Below are 19,508 nucleotides of genomic sequence, written 5' to 3' on the forward strand. Positions count from 1 at the left end.
AAGGTAGGAAATAGCATTTTATACTTCCGGCTGACTATCGCATGACAATCCTTACTTCTCCTTTTCGCCCTTTTATCACCCTACTCTCTACTAGGGTTGTGCCTGTTTGGCCATTGTATAAAAACAATATAGCTTTGCACATTCTTTTCAACATACCTGCTTACGTCATGAATCTTTTTGATTTACAACAGAATGAATTTGTTGGTCGTCACATTGGGCCAAATGAAGCTGAGACAAGTCATATGCTGGACACGATCGGTGTATCTTCCCTGGAAGAACTGGTTAGCAAAACAGTACCTGGCGCTATCCGCATGTCGAAGCCACTGGCAGTGCCTGCTGCCATGAGCGAGAGCGATTACCTTCGTCATCTGAAGGAAGTGTCTCTGAAAAATGATGTATTCCGCACGTATATCGGGCAGGGATATTATGACACTATCACACCCAGTGTGATTCTGCGTAATATCTTTGAAAACCCCGGATGGTATACACAGTATACTCCCTATCAGGCAGAGATTTCCCAGGGCCGCCTGGAAAGCCTGCTGAACTTCCAAACCATGGTGAGTGACCTGACAGGTCTGCCTATTGCCAACGCGTCCCTGCTGGATGAGGCTACCGCCGCCGCAGAAGCAATGGCCATGTTCTTCAGCGCATTGAATAAAGACCATGATAACCTCAGCCGTCCTAAATTCTTTGTAGATCAGAACATCTTCCCGCAAACAAAAGACGTAGTATACACCCGCGCAGCTCCGCTGAACATTGAAATAGTAACAGGCGATTATGCCACCGCCAAAATAGACGCTACTTACTTTGGCGCATTGGTACAATATCCTAACAGCCTGGGTGCTGTAGAAGATTACCGCAGCTTTGTTGAACAGGTACATGCAGCCGGCGCTTACGTAGCAATGGCTACAGACCTGCTGGCACTGACATTGCTCACCTCCCCCGGAGAACTGGGTGCTGACGCTGCACTGGGCTCCGCACAACGCTTCGGCGTTCCGCTGGGCTTTGGCGGGCCTCACGCTGCCTTCTTTGCAGTGAAAGACGACTTCAAACGTTCCATCCCCGGCCGTATCATCGGCGTAAGCATAGACGCACAGGGCAACCGCGCACTGCGTATGGCCCTGCAAACACGCGAGCAGCACATCAAACGTGAGAAAGCTACTTCCAATATATGTACTGCACAGGCGCTGCTGGCCAACATGGCAGCTATGTACGCCGTTTACCACGGTCCTAAAGGCCTGAAGAACATCGCTACCCGCGTAGCCGTACTCACCAATGCACTGGCAGAAAAACTCAGGGCAAAAGGTTATGAACTGGGCGCAGGTTTCTTCTTCGATACACTGGACGTGAAAGTAAAAGCAGGCAGCACCATCAAAGCTAAAGCTGAAGGTGCCGGCATTAACCTCTTCTATCCTGAAGTGAACCGTGTCATCATCTCTCTGGACGAAACAGTGACCATCCAGGATGTAAATGATCTGCTGAACATCTTTGACGCCGGCAAACTGAACAGCAACAGCGCAGAACTGAAAGTTACCGGTATCCCGGCAGCCCTCGAAAGGACCTCCCCTTACCTGCTGCACCCGGTATTTAACACACATCATAGCGAGTCTGAGATGATGCGTTACATCAAAATGCTGGAAAACAAAGACCTTTCCCTGAATACCTCCATGATCTCACTGGGAAGCTGCACCATGAAACTGAATGCAGCAACAGAAATGATCCCGCTGAGCTGGAGCCACTGGAGCAAGATCCACCCGTTTGCACCTAAAGAGCAGACCCGCGGTTACCTCCAGATCACAGAAGAACTGAGCGACTATCTCTGCCAGATCACCGCTTTTGACGCCTGCAGCCTGCAGCCCAATAGTGGTGCACAAGGCGAATATGCCGGTCTGCTCGTAATAAAGGCCTATCATGAAAGCCGCAATGAAGGACATCGTAATATCATGCTGATACCTATCTCCGCTCACGGTACCAACCCCGCTTCCGCTGTAATGGCAGGCTTTAAGGTAGTAGTGGTGAAAGCGCTGGAGAACGGCTATATTGACGTGGATGACCTGAAAGCAAAAGCTGCACAATATGCAGATAAGCTGGCCGGTATCATGATCACCTATCCTTCCACTTACGGTATCTATGAAGAAAGCGTAAAAGATATCTGCAGCACTGTACACGCTCATGGCGGACAGGTATATATGGACGGCGCCAATATGAACGCCCAGGTAGGCTTAACAGCTCCAGGCCTGATAGGCGCTGACGTTTGCCACCTCAACCTGCACAAAACCTTCGCTATTCCTCACGGTGGCGGTGGTCCCGGCATGGGCCCCATCTGTGTAGCTAAACACCTGGCTCCATTCCTTCCAGGACACGTTAACCTGGATAATAAAGCACAGAGCAATGCAGTATCCGCAGCACCATATGGCTCCGCCAGCATCCTGTTGATATCCTACGCATATATCCGCCTGCTGGGCACAGAAGGACTGAAAAAAGCATCTGAATTTGCTATCCTGAACGCCAATTATATGAAGGCGCGCCTGGAAAAAGCATATGAAATATTGTACAGCGGCAGCAACGGCACCTGCGCTCACGAGTTCATCGTAGACCTGCGCCCGCTCAAAGCTACTGTCGGTGTAGAAGCAGAAGATGTGGCCAAACGCCTGATGGACTATGGCTTCCATGCTCCTACCCTGAGCTTCCCTGTACCAGGCACCATCATGATAGAGCCTACAGAAAGTGAAGACAAGGAAGAACTGGACCGCTTCTGTAACGCGTTACTCTCCATCCGCGAAGAGATCAGCGCTATTGAGAACGGCCAGGCAGACAAACAGAACAATATCCTGAAACATGCTCCACATACCCAATTTGTCGTTACCGCAGACGAATGGACACGTCCATACTCCCGTCAGCAGGCCGCCTACCCGCTGGAATATGTAAAACTGAATAAATTCTGGCCCTCCATCAGCCGTGTAAACAATACTCACGGCGATCGTAACCTGATCTGCACCTGCGAACCCGTAAGTGCTTACGCAGAAGCTGAGGCCTAAACAATAATATTCAATCCGTTAAAAAGGGCGTATCTGTTGATACGCCCTTTTTGTTTGTTATAACACCTGAAATTAACCTCAACGCATTAACAATATATATAATAATATTTCGTTAAAATGACATTACCTATTATTCAATTTAATAATATTTTACATATATTTAATTTATAGAAAAACCTTATTAGTTATGCAGGATTACTCTTTTATGACCACTGAAGAGATCTTCCTTCTTCAGGATGCGTTGAAAAAGAACAAAAAGCAGATCATGAAATTCATCCTGATCGGTCTCACTTTAATACTTATTGCCGCCTTTTTACCTCAGTTCTTCCTGAAAAGAAGATTGAGCGAAGAAGAAATTGAACAATCTGTCTTCTCCTACAAAAATGCCTGGTTCTGGACATGGCTGTTATCTTTTGTACTGGTGCTGGTCTTTGCACTGATCAAAGTAACAGACGTCCGCTATTTTACCATTAAAAAAGATCTTACCGCATTACAGAAAGGACAGATCCAGGTACCACTGGAAACCATCTACCAGGGAAACAATGATATGCAGACAAGCTTCATTGTTAAACAGGAAGGTATCAGGAAAAGAAAACGCCTCTTTTACTGGATGCGGGGCAAACTCGAAGATTTCAGGTCCGGAGAGGAGGTGAAGATCGTCTATGGCCGCTATTCCCGCGTAATACTGGCTATAGACAAAGTTTAACCATATTTATCGGCTGTAGTTAACTATCAACCTTTATTATACCAGGGGCCAATCTCTTTGAGGTTGGCCCCGTTTTTTATATTATTGTATCCCGCATACTATAATATTATTAATATGAATATTGAACAGTTCAGGGAATACTGCCTGTCCCTTCCCGGTGTCACGGAAGAATTCCCCTTCGGAGAAGAAATACTGGTATACAAGGTGATGGGAAAGCTGTTCACCCTCACCCATGTAGACGTATTTGAAAGCATTAACCTGAAATGTGATCCGGAGATCGCTGTAGAATTACGTGAACGTTATGATGGAGTTAAGCCCGGCTACCACATGAACAAAAAACACTGGAACACCGTTGAGATATATTCCAATATTCCCGACAGACTGTTGTACCAGTGGATCAAAGACTCGTATGACCTGGTAGTGAAATCACTGCCTAAAAAAGTCAGGGAAAGCCTGCAATCATAAAATTTAAACTGTTAAAGAAGCTTATGAGAAAACTGTTATGGCTGTTTATTACCGGCCTGATATTACACACTTCCTGCGCAAAAGCAGGTAACCCCGATTCTCTGTGGATGCGGGAAAACTACACCAAGAAAGAGGTGTACATCCCCATGCGTGACGGTGTAAAACTGTTCACCTCTGTCTATCTTCCAAAAGACAGATCAGAAAAACACCCCATCCTGATGACCCGCACCCCTTATTCCTGCGCACCCTACGGCGAGAATGAGTTCCGGCCCTACTACAGGACCTACATCAACAGGTACCTGCGTGAAGGGTATATTATCGTGATACAGGACGTAAGAGGACGCTGGATGAGTGAGGGTACCTTTGTAGATGTACGCCCTTATAATCCCAACAAAAAGGGCAAACAGGACATCGATGAAGCGAGCGATACATACGATACTATAGACTGGATGGTGAAGAACCTCGAAAACAACAACGGCCGCGTAGGCGTATTTGGTGTTTCCTATCCGGGCTTCTATTCTACCATGGCAGCACTGAGCGGTCACCCGGCACTCAAGGCTGTAAGCCCCCAGGCGCCGGTAACAGACTGGTTCATTGGAGATGACTTTCACCACAACGGGGCATTCTTCCTGACAGACGCTTTTGCCTTTTATACCAGCTTTGGCAAGCCCCGTCCCAAACCTACCACCATAGGCCCTTCTGCGTTTAATTTTAATTCTGCTGATAACTATGACTTCTTCCTGAGAACAGGCGCCATAAAGAACTTTACTAAGCTGATGGGCGATAGCATTGCTTTCTGGAAAGACCTGGTCTCTCATCCTAACCTGGATAACTGGTGGAAAGCACGCAGCGTACGCCAGTATCTCAGCAATGTACAACCCGCTATGCTGGAAGTAGGAGGCGTATTCGACGCTGAAGACTGCTTCGGGGCATGGAATACCTATAAAGCTATAGAGCAGTCAGGCCCTAAAGCCAACAACCGCCTGGTAATGGGCCCCTGGTATCATGGGCAATGGGCGTCTCATGACGGTACCCACCTGGGCAATGTGCAGTTTGGCAGCAATACGGCTGAATGGTACCAGGAACATGTAGAATATCCGTTCTTCGACTTCTACCTCAAAGGCAAAGGCTCTGCAGAAGGTATAGCAGAAGCTACTATCTTCTTTACTGGTGAAAACCAGTGGAAACAACTGCCTCAGTGGCCTCCTGCCAATACACAGCAACAACCCATCTACCTGCAGGCAGATGGTAAACTGGATTTTACCAGGCCATTGAACAACAACAGCTTTACAGAATATGTAAGCGATCCTGCAAAACCGGTACCTTACACAGAAGATGTGCATTTAGAACGTACCATTAATTACATGACGGACGATCAGCGTTTTGCCGCCCGCCGTCCTGATGTGGCTGTCTTTGAAACACAACCGCTCACAGAAGATATAACCCTGGCAGGCCCCCTGCTTGCTAAACTGGTAGTAAGCACAAGTGGTACAGATGCAGATTTTGTAGTGAAGCTGATAGATGTATTCCCGAACGATTTCCGTTATGAAACACAGGATGCTCCGAGCGAGCATCGCAGAGTGCCTTCCTCCACTTATCCGATGGGAGGTTACCAGATGCTGGTACGCGGAGAGATCATGCGGGGCAAGTTCAGGAACAGCTTTGAAAAACCGGAAGCTTTCACACCAGATATGCCAACCAATGTGTCTTTCTCCCTGCCGGATGTAGCCCATACCTTTAAAAAAGGCCACAAGATCATGGTACAGGTGCAGAGCAGCTGGTTCCCGCTGGTAGACCGCAATCCACAGGTATTTACAGATATCTATCATTGCGATGATAAAGACTTCCGGAAAGCCGGTATCCGCATCTACCATGACGCACAACATCCGTCTCTCATAGAATTGCCGGTAATCAAATAGTTACTAACTTTGACCAATAAACCATTATATGATCAGAAAAGCCCTATTACTTGGAGCACTGGGCATAGCTACTTTACCGGGTTATGCACAAAAGAAGAAATCTAAAAAAGATAAAACACCAGATGTAGCAGTAGCACCGGCGCCACTTTTGCAAACAAAACTGGATACGGTTTGTTATGCTATAGGCCAGGAATTTGGCAACATGTTGAAAGCACAGGGGGTTGACAGCATCAACGTACAGGCATTGACCAAAGCATTACAGCAGGTTATGCAGGGCGATACCGCACTATTGATAACTAAAGAACAAGGTAATATGAGTGTTAGTGATTATTTACAACAGATCAAAGCTGAAAAAATGGCTAAAAATAAGGCTGCCGGAGAACAGTTCCTGGCAGAGAATAAAACCAAACCAGGCGTGGTAACACTGCCCAGCGGTTTACAGTACCAGGTCATCAAAGAAGGTACCGGTCCTAAACCAACACTGTCTGATAAAGTGAAAACACATTATCACGGCACCCTGATAGATGGTACCGTGTTTGACAGTTCTGTAGAAAGAGGTCAGCCCATCTCCTTCCCTGTGGGTGGTGTTATTAAAGGCTGGACAGAAGCTTTACAGCTCATGTCCGTAGGCTCCAAATGGAAACTGTTCATCCCTTCAGAACTGGCTTACGGAGAACGTCAGGCCGGTCCTAAGATCGGGCCTAACAGTGCACTGGTGTTTGAAGTAGAACTGATCGCAATCGAGAAATAACAAAAAAGGGTGGAGCAATGCTCCACCCTTTTTTTATTTATAAATTCTTTCGCTTCGCTGTTCTATCAGCATAAAATCAGCCAGGGCCATCGCCGCCACAGCTTCCAGGACTACAGGCACCCTCAGTGCAATACAGAGATCATGACGTCCTTTCACGCTGAAGCTCTCTACTTCCCCGCTCTTTATATTTAATGTATGCTGTTCTTTCGGTGTGCTTGAAGTAGGTTTTACCGCTACACGGAACACCAGCGGGTTGCCATTGGTGATACCACCCACTACTCCGCCGGCATTATTGGTAGCAGTCTTACCACTTGCGTCCAGGATAGCGTCATTGTGCTCTACTCCCTTCATACGTGCAGCTGCAAAGCCAGCGCCAAATTCAATGCCTTTAATAGCAGGAATAGAGAATACGGCATGTGCAATAGTAGACTCCACTGAATCGAAGAAAGGCTCTCCCAGTCCGATAGGCAATCCTTCCACTACACATTCCACGATACCGCCTACAGAATCCTTGGCAGCAATAGCTGCTTCCAGCCCTTTCTCTGCATCAGGTATGCCGCCTACCTCTTTAAGAGTGGCTTTCACTGTAATATTCTCTCCCAGTATCTTCTTGGCTATTACACCGGCAGCCACCAGGTTGAGGGTAAGCCTGCCGCTGAAATGCCCGCCGCCACGGTAGTCTTCAAAACCACCATATTTGTGGGTAGCTACAAAATCAGCATGACCAGGACGGGGAAATTCACGCAGTTTCTCATAGTCAGTACTGCGGGTATTATTGTTCTCAAACAATATCGTGATAGGAGCACCTGTAGTGCGGTCGTTGAATACGCCTGACTTAATAAAAGGCAGATCTTCTTCTTTACGGGGAGTTGTTCCTTTGGCACCTGCCTTACGGCGTTCCAGGTCCGGCAGGAAGTCTTCCTGTGCAAGCGGAATACCGGCAGGTACGCCATCTATATTCACGCCCACACTGGCGCCGTGCGATTCTCCAAAAACATTCACCCGGAATAATCTACCAAAGCTGTTCATTACGTTTCAGATTTATTAATGAGTAAGGCTCGTTTCTTCTTTTTTCACGATACCACCTATCTTCTGCAAATGTTCAAAAAATTCAGGATAGGACTTGTTAATTGCTTCTGCATCTTCCACTATTACCGGTGCATCTGCAGTAAGTGCTGCTACTGCACAGGCCATTGCTATACGGTGGTCGTTATGTGAGCTTACAGTAGTGCCTTTAATGCCCGTACCACCGTGCACCAGCATCTCATCACCATGCAGATCAATAGCTATACCCATTTTACCAAATTCCTGCTGCAGTGTTTTACCACGGTCACTTTCCTTATGTGCCAGCCTGTTCACCCCAAGTATCTTGGTAGTGCCTTCACAGTTGGCAGCCAGGGCTACCAGCGGAGGAAACAGGTCAGGACAATCAGTAGCATCGAAATCAAACGCCTGCAGTTTATTCTTTTCCACTATCACTGTAAACATACCTGGTAACAGGCCAGCACCTGCTTTTTCCAGCGCTTCCAGTATAGCTTTATCTGACTGTGCGGATTGTGTATTGAGATGATGCACTTCTGCTTTACCTGCCACTGCGGCTGCTACCAGCAGGAACGCGGCTCCGCTCCAGTCTCCCTCTACAGTATACTCACCTGCCTTATACTGCTGGCGTTTACCAAAGTAAAATTTCTCAAAGTTCTCTTCCTTCACCTTGATGCCAAACTGTTCCATCAGCTGTAAGGTAAGCGCAATGTAAGGCTTGCTCTTAAGGTCTTTTACAGTGATGGTCACATCTTCAGCAACAGCTCCATAAGCCATGAGCAGGCCCGTCAGGAACTGGGAGCTGAGAGAACCGTCTATTGTAATATTCTTCGGATGCAACGGTCCCTGTATGTTCAGGGGCAGTTTACCTTCCCGGGAGCTGATCTTTATGTCCAGCTGCGGAAGCACTTCTTCAAAGAAGTTCATAGGGCGTACTGTGAGGCTGCCATGTCCGTTGATAGTGATAGACTGCTCCGACAGTGCCGCCACTGGCGTAAACATACGGATACCGAGGCCGGACTCTCCACAGTTGATCTCTTTCTCGGGGTTCAGCTTTGAGCCGTTACCGGTTATTTCAATATGATCTTCTGTACGATTGATAATGGCGCCAAGTTTCTGCGCAACATCCAGGGCAGCCAGGCAGTCATTGCTGAGACCCGGATTACGGATAATACTGGTGCCTTTGCTCAGCAATGCAGCTGCTACCGCACGCTGCATGGCACTTTTGGATGGGTTGGCAGTAACGGTGCCGTTAATGGCGCCGGGAGATATTGTTACCTGCATAATAAGATTGGTTTATAGTTCCTCCAGCAATTGCTTCAGTTCTGTAATAGGTACTGCTTTCGTAAGCGCGGTGCCTATCTTTTCCAGCAGCACAAAGTGAATAACATCCTTTTCCCGCTTTTTGTCCAGTTTGAAGATATTAAACACTTCTTCTTTGTTGAAGGCAAGCGTAACCGGCAACTGGTAATCATTGATCAGGCGGATCAGGCGGTTGGTCTGCTCTACCGGCAGCCCGGACAGCTTTTCCGAGATCTTTGCCGCAGCTACCATTCCTATGGCCACTGCTTTACCATGTGCGATTTTTTCCAGTTTTTCCACAGCATGCCCCAGTGTATGGCCGAAATTGAGCCAGCGGCGTGAGCCGTTCTCAAACTCATCCTCCAGTACTACTTTGGTCTTCAGTTCTACAGAACGTTCCACCAGGTATTCCAGTACCGATACATCCCGCTGCATGGCTTTGTCACGGTTCTCTTCCAGGTAGGTGAACAGGCTGTCTTCCAGTATACAGGCATATTTGATGATCTCAGCGAAACCATTATGCCATTCCTCTGCCGGCATAGTAAGCGGCAGGGAATAGTCAAACAGGATAAACTCCGGCTGCCTGATGGTACCCAGCATGTTCTTATGCTTACCATGGTTGATACCGTTCTTTCCGCCTATAGACGCATCCACCTGTGCCAGCAAAGTACTGGGAACAAAACCTACAGGCATTCCCCGCATGTAGATACTGGCAGCATAACCTGTCAGGTCGCTGATCACACCGCCCCCAATGCCTATCAGCATGGTTTTACGGTCTGCCTCCAGTTCTATCAGGCCATTGATGATCTGCTCCAGGATCTCCTGGTTCTTGTTCTCTTCTCCATCCGGGATCACCAGTTTTCTCCAGCCCGGCAACTTATGCCCGTGATGTTTTTCCACATTCTCATCCAGCACCAGCACGGCCCTGGATGGATCAGCATAATTGCCCAGCTGCGAAAGGCTTTCTCCCAGATAGTATTTGGTGCTACTATGCTGGAACTGGTAAGATAACGTTCTCATATTCTGTATTGTGTCTTATTTTCCTTCGTTCATCACTCTGTTCTGCCTGTTGATGGATTCCAGGTGCACAGCATCAAAGTATTTCAGGATGAAATCTTTGGTCAGACCCAGTTTCTCACCTTTGGCAAGACCACGCTCCAGTATCTGGTTCCAGCGGTTTGTCTGCAGGATGGTTACGTTATTCTCTTTCTTGTAAAGACCTATCTTTTCTGCAATCTTCATACGGTTGCCCAGCAGCAGCAGGATCTCATCATCTATCTGGTTGATCTGTCCGCGAAGCTTGTCCAGCGCTGAGTTGAATTCCTTCTGGTCTGTACGCTCATGACGCCAGGTGATGCTGCCCAGTAATTCAGCCAGCCTCTCAGGAGTTACCTGCTGTTTGGCATCGCTCCATGCGTTATCCGGATCAATGTGCGATTCCAGCATCAGACCATCGTAATCCAGGTCTACCGCTTCCTGTGCTACTTCCAGCAGGGTATCGCGGCGGCCGCAGATATGGCTTGGATCACAGATGATAGGCAGCTCAGGCATACGGCGCTTCATTTCTATAGGCAGGTGCCACATAGGAGCATTACGGAATTCAGTATTGCCATAGCTGGAGAAACCACGATGGATCAGGCCTAATTTGGTGATACCGGCGTTACGCACACGCTCAACTGCACCTATCCACAGTTCCAGGTCAGGGTTGATCGGGTTTTTGATCAGTACTGTAGTATTAACACCTTTCAGGGCATCAGCAACTTCCTGAACAGAGAAAGGGTTTACAGTAGTACGGGCGCCTACCCACAGGATGTCTACATCATGTGCCAGGGCTTCTTCCACCTGCTTGCCGGTAGCTACTTCCACCGCAACTGGCAAGCCGGTCAGCGCTTTTGCCTTCTGCAACCAGGGCAGGCCGGTTACACCAATGCCTTCAAAAGAACCCGGACGGGTACGGGGCTTCCAGATACCGGCACGTAATACGTCTACTTTGCCGGTAGCAGCCAGCCTCTGGGCTGTTGCCAGTACCTGTTCTTCGGTTTCTGCACTGCAGGGACCTGAAATGATCAGCGGCTTTTTATCTGAAGCCGGATCAGAGAATTTTGTTTTTGCGAGAATCTGTTCCATCGTTGATGCTTTGCAGACCATAGACGCTCGTCCATAGTCCAATGATTGAATTTATTTGTTTTATCTGTATAAACCCTGTCATTTCCGGTAATGCCCTGCGGCAGAAAGACAAATGGCCTATGGTCTGTTTACTTTAATATCTTCCTGATCTTGTTTGATTTCTGGATCAGTTTATAGAATGTTTCGTAATCTTCTTTTTCCAGCAGCTGTTTCATCTGCTCCAGCTGGTGAATATGTTCTTCCAGCACATCCAGCACATTGTTGCGGTTATGCTTGAAGATAGGCACCCACATATCGGGGGAGCTTTTTGCCAGCCTTACGGTAGACTCAAAACCACCGCTGGCCAGTTCAAAGATGCGCCCCTGCTCCTTCTCCTTCTCCAGCACCGTAAGCGCCAGCGCAAAAGAGGTGATATGGGAGATATGCGATACATAAGCCGTATGCAGATCATGCTCCTCCGCATTCATATATACGAGACGCATCTGTAGTTTGTCTACCATATCCTCTACTATTTCCAGTGCATCCTCTGCGCTGTTCTTCACATCACAAAGCACCATAGTCTTTTGTGTGAAAAGGTTCTTTATAGCAGCCTCAGGCCCGGAATACTCCGTGCCGGCCATCGGGTGGGCAGCTACAAAGCGCCCTCTTTTAGAATGACCGGCAACGAGTTGTAATATCTTTTCCTTTGTAGAACCTACATCCATGATCACATGTTGCGGTCCGGCTTTATCTAATATGGAAGGCAGTACTTTCAGCAGCCCGTCTACAGGAATGGCCAGTATGATAAGCTGGGAACGTTGCATGGCATCTTCTATGGATACTGCTCCTTCGTCAATGATCTTCAGTTCCTGCGCCTTGCGCAGGTTCTCAGCACTCTGGTCCACGCCTATTATCCAGTTGGCCACACCTTTCTCTTTCAGGCTGATGGCCAGCGATCCTCCTATTAAACCTGTTCCTACTATCGTTGCTATCATGACTGCTGCTTAAATTTTGTTTTTATCCTTTCCAGCACTTCATCAAATACTTTTTCGTCCTTACAGAGGCTCACCCTGATATAACCGTTACCGTTGCTGCCAAATATACCGCCCGGGGTGATAAATACCTGCGCCTGCTGTAATATCTGGTCTGTCAGTTCAAAACCGTCCTTTACACCTGCAGGTATCTTTGCCCACACAAACAGGCCCACCTGGTTAGTATCGAAAGAACAGTTGAGCAATGACAGCAGCTCAAATACTTTCTTACGGCGGCCTTCATAGATACCGTTCAGTTCAGCATACCATTCAGGGCCCAGCTCCAGCGCTTTCACTGCCGCCATCTGCAGCGGCTGGAACATACCAGAGTCTATATTGCTTTTGAAACGCAGTACTTCGTTGATCCATTCCTGTTTACCCACCAGCATACCTACACGCCAGCCGGCCATATTGGAAGATTTACTGAGGGAGTTCAATTCCAGCACCACTTCCCTTGCCCCTGGCGTTTGCAGCAGACTTTGAGGCTGTTTGTTCAGGATAAAGCTGTAAGGATTATCATGGCAGATCAGTATGTTATGCTGCTGTGCAAACTGCACCAGCTTCTTTGCAAATTCCTCATTAAAACTTGCGCCTGTTGGCATATGCGGATAATTCACCCACATCAGCTTCACTTTGCTGAGATCTCTTTTTGCCAGCGCATCCAGGTCAGGCAGCCAGCCATTCTTTTCCTCCAGGTTGTAATCTACTACCGTAGCACCACTCAGGTTCACGGCAGAACGGTAGGTAGGATAACCGGGGTTAGGCACCAGCGCCTCATCTCCTTCCTGCAGGTAGGTCATACAGATGTGCATAATCCCTTCTTTAGAGCCGATCAGAGGCAGCACCTCTTTCTCAGGGTCAAACGTTACACCGTAGAAACGCTGATACCAGTCCGCCATTGCCTTGCGCAGCGCAGGAATGCCTTTATAGCCCTGGTAAGCGTGCGTATCGGGCTTCTGTGCATATTCATGCAGCGTTGCTATTACAGAAGGATGTGGAGGAAGGTCCGGACTACCTATACCTAGGTTAATCACTTTGGCGCCTGCCTTGTTCATCTCATCTATTTCCCTGAGTTTCCTGGAGAAATAATATTCTTCCGTTTGCTGCAACCTTTTTGCTACCTGTAAGTTCATAATGCTTGTTTGTTCTGTATGCCGGTGTAATGATTGTTGTTTGTTTGCTTAGTGCGTGTTGCCTTTCTTATAGATACCCAATACTTTCAGATGTTCTGTAAGCGGTTCTATCTTGCTGATGCCCCGCTCAAAATGCTCCAGGTTCTCAAATTCGAAGTCCGCATGAAAATAATAGTTCCATTCTTTCGTTGGCATAGGGAACGACTGTATTTTACTCAGGTTGATCCCTGCCTGTGCTACCTGTGTCAGTACCTTTGCCAGGCTTCCTCTTTCATGGGAGGTCTGGAAGTAAACAGAAGCCTTATTGGCTTCCGGCTCCGGTGTTACCCCATTGGGAGAGATCACCAGGAAACGTGTATAATTGTTCTTGATAGTATGGATGTTGGGAGCAATGATCTCCAGCCCGTATATCTCAGCAGCCAGTTTTCCGGCAATGGCCGCCGTACTTTTCAGCTTCTTCTGCTGTACATGCTTTGCGCTCAGGGCGGTATCTTCCGTTTCCACCAGCTTCATATGCGGATATTTCTCCAGGAAGTCAGCACACTGTAATAAAGCCATATGATGGGAATGCACCTCACGGATATCTTCCAGCTTCTGCCCCGGCAACACCATCAGGTGCTGTTTGATATGCAGGTATACCTCACCGATAACATGCAGTCCTGAATTCTTAAGCAGGGAGTAATTCGGTAAAATACTGCCTGCAATGGAATTTTCAATGGCCATTACCCCTACATCTGCTACCTGCTGTTGCTTAGCTTTTTTAACAAGTTCCGGAAAAGAAGCGCAACATTCGATCTCTATATTCTTTCCATAGTATCCCTGTGCTGCTATCTGATGGAAACATCCTTCAAAACCCTGAATTGCGACGCGCATTTTAATTTGTTTGATTTATATTTTGTAGTTGCTGTAGCAACTACCGTATTAAAAGAAAAAGGGCCCCGGTTGAGCCGGGACCCTTTTAATCTGCAATATTTTCATTCCTGCATTTATCACAAAAGAGTCCCGGCCTTTACGACGTAAAAGAAGTAAAAGAAAAAGTAAAAGAAGTAAAGACTGAACTGATGTAACATAATGCTAAAAATTACCGAATAAAAGAAGGGCCCCCTTTCAGGAGGCCCTTTGATAGTTTCTTTATGTTTAGTACTACAAACGACCTCTCTATTTCTGATACCAGAAAAAGTAGAAACCATAAAAGTAACCAAAGGTTGTTTGTTGTATCATGTTTGCTTGAATTGCCTGACAAAAATACGTAGGGATTTGAATTGTCCAAGCGCTTAGGTAAAAAATTATGTTCTATCTAATAAATAACCTAAAAAACGACATTTTTTTCAAAAACGGCTCAGTCAGACGGCAGTTGCCGCAAAAAACCTAAATAAAAGAGGCTGCCCCGGTTGAGACAGCCTCATATAAAAGCCTTTATTTGCTTACCAATTTAATTAGTGCTTGGTAGAGTCAACAGCAGCTTTAGCAGAATCAACTACAGCAGCAGCTGAATCAACAGTTGCAGCAGCAGTATCTACAGTTGCAGCAGCTGAATCGATAGTTGTAGCAGCAGCAGTAGAATCTTCAGTTGCAGTAGAACCGTTACCACCGCAAGAAGCTGCAAATACACCAAGAGCTAAAGCTAAGAAACCAATTTTCAGAGCGTTTTTCATTTTTTATGTTTTTAGGTTTTTGAAATAATGTTTATTCTTTATACAGGGTTTAAAAAAAGGTAACCCACTTTTTTTAATTTTTTTTTCACCTCCCCTTCCGGCTGCTCTGATTATTTCTATAACTGCATCAGCAGCAGCTTCCTCAGCACTGATTTTTAATTATTATGCTTCCTGGATAGATGTCTTTTCTTTATACACTATTTTAAAAAAGGTAACCCAGGCAAATCAGGATATGTATGAAATCAGCTTTTTTCTGCATCTGTAAAGAACCGGCTACCTGTGCAGATTTGGGATTTGGTTTTTTTTTCCGCTACTTTGGGTTACCAAAGCCGTATAATACGTATTAATAAGTGAAGCATAATCAGAACATAGAAAGGGATAGGGAGTTATTGCTGGGATTAGCCCGGAATGATGATAAAGCACTGGCAACCATTTATACGGAAAATTTTCCATCCGTTCTCAGAATGGTACTCCAGTACAAAGGCTCTGAAGATGATGCAAAAGATCTTTTCCAGGAGGCAATGATCATTTTATATGAGAAAGTGCAGCAGGACGAGTTTGACCTTTACAGCAAACTGAAAACCTTCCTTTATGCCATATGCCGCCATCTCTGGTTGAAAAAACAACAGAACGGCAGCTGGCAGCTGGCATTGCCCGATGAACTGGCGGAAATACTGCCGGGAGAAGACCTGAACATCACCCAGGAACACCAGCAGAAAGACCTGCAGTTCACGATTATGGAACAGGCTATGGGAAATATGGGAGAACCCTGCAAGACCATCCTTGAAGATTATTATGTCAGGAAAATGTCCATGCAGGAAATCGCAGAGAAATTTGGCTATACCAACTCGGAAAATGCCAAAAACCAGAAGTACAAATGCCTGATGCGCCTCAAAAAACTATTTTTTGATCAATATAAATCATAGGGATTAAGGGAGATGAACGAATTTACATTAATACGTGATATTGAACGCTACCTGGAAGGCGAAATGACCGTGCAGGAAAAAACTGCATTTGAAGCATTACGTCAGTCCGATCCTGCCATCAACGCGCAGGTAGAGGCCCATATCCGGTTCATGCAGGAACTGGAAGGCTATGGCCGCCGTGTAGCACTGAAAGAGAAGATGGACCATATCCATTCTACTCTGGATATGGATGTATTAAGGAATATCACCCCTCCCGGCCCTGCAAGGGTAGTATCCATCAGCAGAAGAATGCTCACAAATATGGCCGCGGCCGCCTGCATAGCCCTGGTCACCTCCCTCTCTACCATTGCCCTAATGCAAAGGGCAAACAGGCAGAAAACCACAGCACAGTATGAAGACGTAAGACGTACGCTCAATAATATACAGCGCTCCCAGAACGCCCTCATCAACGATATCAACAGTAAAAAAAGAGCCCCCGCCAACCCCGGCACTTACGGAGGTACCGGCTTCGCCATCTCCAATAACGGGTACGTGGTTACCAACTACCACGTTGTAGCCGGCGCAGACTCTATTTATATTCAGAATACCAAAGGAGAAGCCTTCAAAGCCACCAGCGTATTTGAAGATATTTCAAGTGACCTGGCCATCCTGAAGATCACCGACAGTACCTTTAAAGGACAGGCCCTGCCCTACTCCCTCAAACCACAGAAAGCCCTCCGCGGCGAAGACGTATTCACCCTGGGCTATCCTCGTGATGAGATAGTTTATGGCGAAGGCTACATCAGCGCTCAGACCGGCTTTAACGGAGACAGTGCTGCCTACCAGGTATCCATCCCCGTCAATCCGGGCAACAGCGGCGCTCCCCTGATGGATAACAAAGGTGACGTAATAGGTATCGTTACCGGCAAACAAAGCACTTCAGACGGGATCGCTTTTGCAGTGAAATCAGCCCACCTGAAACGCCTGCTGGAAGAAATGCCAAAAGATAAACTGCCTAAAACACAATGGAACCATAAAAACCGCCTGGAAGGATTAAGTAGGGTTGAACAGGTGAAGAAACTGGAAGAGTTCGTATATATGGTAAAAGTGTATAACTAAGATATTATTTCTATTGACCTCTGCATTTGTTAATGGCCACTCTGTCTGCAGAGTGGCCATTGCTTTTATAATAAGTCAGTCTATTTCTTCCAGGCCCTGTACTTGTCAGTTATCCAGTAAATGAGGTCCTCCTGGCGCAAACTGCGCATGGTATTATAATCCGGGTAATTCTCCCTCATAAACAACCGGAGAGAATCTCCCTTCAGCCGCGTTACCTGGCTCACAAACCCCGGAGTGAACCTGGAATCAATATATCTCTCCTCCTCTGCCTCGGCAAAGATCTTCTTAAACTCACGCTTCTGCTTTTCTTTTCTGGAATAACGGGTAAAAGGACTGAATACAATACCAGCGCCTACCGGCGTACTACCCCCTGCCAGCGGCTTGTTAGGATTCTCCAGTATATAGGAAAACTGCTCCCTCCTGTTAATGGAATCCACCTGGTAAGGCGTATACTGTGAACTTACTTCCACGCTGTGCAACTGCCTCGTTTCTACCTTCAGGGAAATCTCCCTGGTTTCCGTACCACTGCTCTGCGTAATAGGAATACTGTCAGGCCTGTATCCAAGGAAGGAGAATACGATAATGTCTCCCTTACTGCCCGTTATTTTGTAAAAACCACCCTTGTCTGAATAAGTTCTGCGGCCGGTACTTTTATTGGTAACGCTGGCATAGGGCAAAACCAGGCCGTTCTCCTTATCCACGACGGACCCTGTCAATGTTACCTGTTGCGCCTGCGCATATCCGGGCAGTAAACCACAGCAGCAAAGCAGGATGATCCCTGTGATGATTCTTTTCATGTATCTGTCTGAATTTATGCTGGTAAGTTCTTAAAAATAAACAAAAAAACCTCCCGTTTCCGGGAGGCTTCCTGTTAAAATTATACTTAATAATGAATAAAGTTCTCTATCACACCCTCGAGCCCCTGATAATCTGCAGCAAAATAGCTATGATGGCTATTACCAGCAGAATATGTATCAGACCTCCTGCAGAATACACAAAAAATCCCAACAACCAACCAATAATCAGAATTACAGCAATGATATACAAAAGGCTTCCCATGTTACGCAGATTTTATCAGTTTAATAATTTCTTCCCTCGATTTTCCCAGCTTTTGCTGCAACTTACCAATCAAACGGTCTTCCTGACCTTCTTCATACAACAGATCATCGTCACTCAGATCTGCATACTGCTGTTTGATCTTCCCTTTTAGTTCATTCCATTTGCCTTTAATCTCTAAGGTATCCATAAACATTACTTTTTTTGGGTGAACAATACCTGGGAAAATCCAAAGACTATGCCAGTGGCACCACCGGCTAATAAGCCAGCGCCGCTATCCTGGTATTGAACCGCCGGCTTTCACCTGCCATCAGGGTAACCAGGCCCATACCATTATTGAACGCATTGGGAACACCCGTAAGGTTCTCTATAGCAATACTGCGGCGGTGAGGAGGAATATATAACTGTAATACAGGATATGCATTGTCAGGATGAAACGCAATAATCACCTTTTTCATAGGGTCCCGAAGGGTACACAAAGCATGATGCGCCGAAAAGTCCAGCAGGAAAGAATTATCCAGCTCTATCCCGGCCAGGGAAGTGAAGCCGGTAAACCGGTTATAGGGTAATACCTTACCCGTTGGCACCAGTTGCGCATTAAATTCCACTATTTGTTCCGATGCAAACTGTAGTTCCAGTTCATCTACCGGAGTACCGGTAGTAAAATAAGGATGCCATCCGTCCATCAGCGGCATAGCCTTGCCGGAAAGATTCCTGATAGTAGTGATAATATGCAGCTGCTGCTCTTCTTCCAGCCGGTACTGCACCTCACAGCCATAAGGGAACGGATAACCATCGTCTGATCCGTCATAATGATGTTCCAGCACCAGGAGAGCGCCACTTTCATCTGCCTGCTGCGTTTTTACAGTGAACGCTGCGTCGTATAACAATCCGTGTATACAACTGCCGGGAGCAATGGCCTTCTGTATCGTATATTCCCTGTCTTCCCACTGGTATGTGCCACCGGGAATACGGCAGGCATAAGGACTTAACTTGGCGCTCTTGAAATATTCAGGCAGGTTCTCCCTGTAATCGTCCAGGCTGCTGTAATTATCAATAACATTCAGCAATTGCCCGTCATGCGGTATCCTGAACGCATGCAGCATAGCGCTATGTGCAGGAATGATCTCTACCTGTACACCGCTTTCCCCGTCTTTCAGTGCTATTATATCAAAGCCGGACTCCCGGAATGTGTGGATTGAAAACATAAAACAAGTTACATAAAGTTGCGGCAGTTTGAAAGCATCCGGGTTTCAGATATAGCCAATAAAAAAAGGCTGT

Annotated in this window: 19 protein-coding genes; 7 read left to right on the top strand and 12 right to left on the bottom strand. The window is 46.8% G+C overall.

The window, feature by feature from the left end; all coding sequences use genetic code 11:
- Positions 1-167: 167 nt before the first annotated feature.
- The 5 genes from gcvP to GO493_RS31270 all read left to right on the top strand — a co-directional run bounded on the left by gcvP (position 168) and on the right by GO493_RS31270 (position 6,879).
- A complete protein-coding gene (gcvP, locus tag GO493_RS17910; protein WP_157307590.1) occupies positions 168-3,038 on the top strand; it encodes an aminomethyl-transferring glycine dehydrogenase in 2,871 nt (956 codons plus the stop codon).
- Positions 3,039-3,225: 187 nt separating this feature from the next.
- Positions 3,226-3,744, top strand: coding sequence for a hypothetical protein (locus GO493_RS17915; protein ID WP_157307591.1), 519 nt, complete (start codon positions 3,226-3,228; stop codon positions 3,742-3,744).
- 114 nt (positions 3,745-3,858) lie between these two features.
- Complete coding sequence (locus tag GO493_RS17920) at positions 3,859-4,209, top strand: MmcQ/YjbR family DNA-binding protein (protein ID WP_157307592.1); 351 nt, start codon at positions 3,859-3,861, stop codon at positions 4,207-4,209.
- A gap of 23 nt (positions 4,210-4,232) precedes the next feature.
- A complete protein-coding gene (locus GO493_RS17925; RefSeq protein ID WP_157307593.1) occupies positions 4,233-6,128 on the top strand; it encodes a CocE/NonD family hydrolase in 1,896 nt (631 codons plus the stop codon).
- 28 nt (positions 6,129-6,156) lie between these two features.
- Positions 6,157-6,879: an FKBP-type peptidyl-prolyl cis-trans isomerase gene (locus tag GO493_RS31270; protein ID WP_157307594.1), complete on the top strand. Its 723-nt coding sequence runs from the start codon at positions 6,157-6,159 to the stop codon at positions 6,877-6,879.
- Between the two features lie 33 nt (positions 6,880-6,912).
- Here the strand turns inward: GO493_RS31270 and GO493_RS17935 are convergent, their stop codons facing one another.
- From GO493_RS17935 to GO493_RS17970, 8 genes are all read right to left on the bottom strand, one after another.
- A complete protein-coding gene (locus GO493_RS17935) occupies positions 6,913-7,908 on the bottom strand; it encodes a chorismate synthase (RefSeq protein ID WP_157307595.1) in 996 nt (331 codons plus the stop codon).
- Between the two features lie 15 nt (positions 7,909-7,923).
- Positions 7,924-9,204: a 3-phosphoshikimate 1-carboxyvinyltransferase gene (aroA, locus tag GO493_RS17940; RefSeq protein WP_157307596.1), complete on the bottom strand. Its 1,281-nt coding sequence runs from the start codon at positions 9,202-9,204 to the stop codon at positions 7,924-7,926.
- 12 nt (positions 9,205-9,216) lie between these two features.
- Entirely contained in the window at positions 9,217-10,242 is a 1,026-nt protein-coding gene (aroB, locus tag GO493_RS17945) for a 3-dehydroquinate synthase (RefSeq protein ID WP_157307597.1), read from the bottom strand.
- 15 nt (positions 10,243-10,257) lie between these two features.
- A complete protein-coding gene (locus tag GO493_RS17950) occupies positions 10,258-11,349 on the bottom strand; it encodes a chorismate mutase (protein WP_157307598.1) in 1,092 nt (363 codons plus the stop codon).
- Positions 11,350-11,477: 128 nt separating this feature from the next.
- Positions 11,478-12,323, bottom strand: coding sequence for a prephenate dehydrogenase (locus GO493_RS17955; RefSeq protein WP_157307599.1), 846 nt, complete (start codon positions 12,321-12,323; stop codon positions 11,478-11,480).
- Positions 12,320-13,492, bottom strand: a complete 1,173-nt coding sequence (locus tag GO493_RS17960; protein ID WP_157307600.1) for a pyridoxal phosphate-dependent aminotransferase — start codon at positions 13,490-13,492, stop codon at positions 12,320-12,322. Before GO493_RS17960 ends, GO493_RS17955 begins: the two co-directional genes overlap by 4 nt.
- Positions 13,493-13,540: 48 nt before the next feature.
- Positions 13,541-14,365: a prephenate dehydratase gene (locus GO493_RS17965; protein WP_157307601.1), complete on the bottom strand. Its 825-nt coding sequence runs from the start codon at positions 14,363-14,365 to the stop codon at positions 13,541-13,543.
- Positions 14,366-14,928: 563 nt separating this feature from the next.
- Entirely contained in the window at positions 14,929-15,147 is a 219-nt protein-coding gene (locus GO493_RS17970; RefSeq protein WP_157307602.1) for a hypothetical protein, read from the bottom strand.
- A 350-nt stretch (positions 15,148-15,497) separates the two neighbouring features.
- Between GO493_RS17970 and GO493_RS17975 the strand changes: the two genes are divergently transcribed.
- Together GO493_RS17975 and GO493_RS17980 are read left to right on the top strand one after the other, a co-directional pair.
- Positions 15,498-16,073: an RNA polymerase sigma factor gene (locus GO493_RS17975; protein ID WP_317165439.1), complete on the top strand. Its 576-nt coding sequence runs from the start codon at positions 15,498-15,500 to the stop codon at positions 16,071-16,073.
- A 12-nt stretch (positions 16,074-16,085) separates the two neighbouring features.
- Positions 16,086-17,171 (top strand): S1C family serine protease, encoded by a 1,086-nt coding sequence (locus GO493_RS17980; protein WP_157307603.1) that lies wholly within the window; start codon positions 16,086-16,088, stop codon positions 17,169-17,171.
- 80 nt (positions 17,172-17,251) lie between these two features.
- Here GO493_RS17980 and GO493_RS17985 read toward each other — a convergent pair whose 3' ends face one another.
- The 4 genes from GO493_RS17985 to GO493_RS18000 form a co-directional block, all read right to left on the bottom strand.
- The gene (locus GO493_RS17985) at positions 17,252-17,968 is read right to left on the bottom strand and encodes a carboxypeptidase-like regulatory domain-containing protein (protein WP_157307604.1); all 717 of its coding nucleotides are present in this window, start codon (positions 17,966-17,968) and stop codon (positions 17,252-17,254) included.
- A 109-nt stretch (positions 17,969-18,077) separates the two neighbouring features.
- The gene (locus tag GO493_RS17990) at positions 18,078-18,230 is read right to left on the bottom strand and encodes a lmo0937 family membrane protein (protein WP_157307605.1); all 153 of its coding nucleotides are present in this window, start codon (positions 18,228-18,230) and stop codon (positions 18,078-18,080) included.
- A 1-nt stretch (position 18,231) separates the two neighbouring features.
- Entirely contained in the window at positions 18,232-18,417 is a 186-nt protein-coding gene (locus GO493_RS17995) for a CsbD family protein (RefSeq protein WP_157307606.1), read from the bottom strand.
- A gap of 67 nt (positions 18,418-18,484) precedes the next feature.
- Entirely contained in the window at positions 18,485-19,435 is a 951-nt protein-coding gene (locus GO493_RS18000; protein ID WP_157307607.1) for an aldose 1-epimerase, read from the bottom strand.
- Positions 19,436-19,508: the final 73 nt, after the last annotated feature.

It is taken from the genome of Chitinophaga tropicalis, from assembly GCF_009758205.1.
Taxonomy (GTDB): Bacteria; Bacteroidota; Bacteroidia; order Chitinophagales; family Chitinophagaceae; genus Chitinophaga; species Chitinophaga tropicalis.

Excerpts from the sequence above, each read along its gene's own strand:
- gcvP (WP_157307590.1), top strand. The coding sequence starts at position 168 with ATGAATCTTTTTGATTTACAACAGAATGAATTTGTTGGTCGTCACATT.
- GO493_RS17915 (WP_157307591.1), top strand. The coding sequence starts at position 3,226 with ATGCAGGATTACTCTTTTATGACCACTGAAGAGATCTTCCTTCTTCAG.
- GO493_RS17920 (WP_157307592.1), top strand. The coding sequence starts at position 3,859 with ATGAATATTGAACAGTTCAGGGAATACTGCCTGTCCCTTCCCGGTGTC.
- GO493_RS17925 (WP_157307593.1), top strand. The coding sequence starts at position 4,233 with ATGAGAAAACTGTTATGGCTGTTTATTACCGGCCTGATATTACACACT.
- GO493_RS31270 (WP_157307594.1), top strand. The coding sequence starts at position 6,157 with ATGATCAGAAAAGCCCTATTACTTGGAGCACTGGGCATAGCTACTTTA.
- GO493_RS17935 (WP_157307595.1), bottom strand. The coding sequence starts at position 7,908 with ATGAACAGCTTTGGTAGATTATTCCGGGTGAATGTTTTTGGAGAATCG.
- aroA (WP_157307596.1), bottom strand. The coding sequence starts at position 9,204 with ATGCAGGTAACAATATCTCCCGGCGCCATTAACGGCACCGTTACTGCC.
- aroB (WP_157307597.1), bottom strand. The coding sequence starts at position 10,242 with ATGAGAACGTTATCTTACCAGTTCCAGCATAGTAGCACCAAATACTAT.
- GO493_RS17950 (WP_157307598.1), bottom strand. The coding sequence starts at position 11,349 with ATGGAACAGATTCTCGCAAAAACAAAATTCTCTGATCCGGCTTCAGAT.
- GO493_RS17955 (WP_157307599.1), bottom strand. The coding sequence starts at position 12,323 with ATGATAGCAACGATAGTAGGAACAGGTTTAATAGGAGGATCGCTGGCC.
- GO493_RS17960 (WP_157307600.1), bottom strand. The coding sequence starts at position 13,492 with ATGAACTTACAGGTAGCAAAAAGGTTGCAGCAAACGGAAGAATATTAT.
- GO493_RS17965 (WP_157307601.1), bottom strand. The coding sequence starts at position 14,365 with ATGCGCGTCGCAATTCAGGGTTTTGAAGGATGTTTCCATCAGATAGCA.
- GO493_RS17970 (WP_157307602.1), bottom strand. The coding sequence starts at position 15,147 with ATGAAAAACGCTCTGAAAATTGGTTTCTTAGCTTTAGCTCTTGGTGTA.
- GO493_RS17980 (WP_157307603.1), top strand. The coding sequence starts at position 16,086 with ATGAACGAATTTACATTAATACGTGATATTGAACGCTACCTGGAAGGC.
- GO493_RS17985 (WP_157307604.1), bottom strand. The coding sequence starts at position 17,968 with ATGAAAAGAATCATCACAGGGATCATCCTGCTTTGCTGCTGTGGTTTA.
- GO493_RS17990 (WP_157307605.1), bottom strand. The coding sequence starts at position 18,230 with ATGGGAAGCCTTTTGTATATCATTGCTGTAATTCTGATTATTGGTTGG.
- GO493_RS17995 (WP_157307606.1), bottom strand. The coding sequence starts at position 18,417 with ATGGATACCTTAGAGATTAAAGGCAAATGGAATGAACTAAAAGGGAAG.
- GO493_RS18000 (WP_157307607.1), bottom strand. The coding sequence starts at position 19,435 with ATGTTTTCAATCCACACATTCCGGGAGTCCGGCTTTGATATAATAGCA.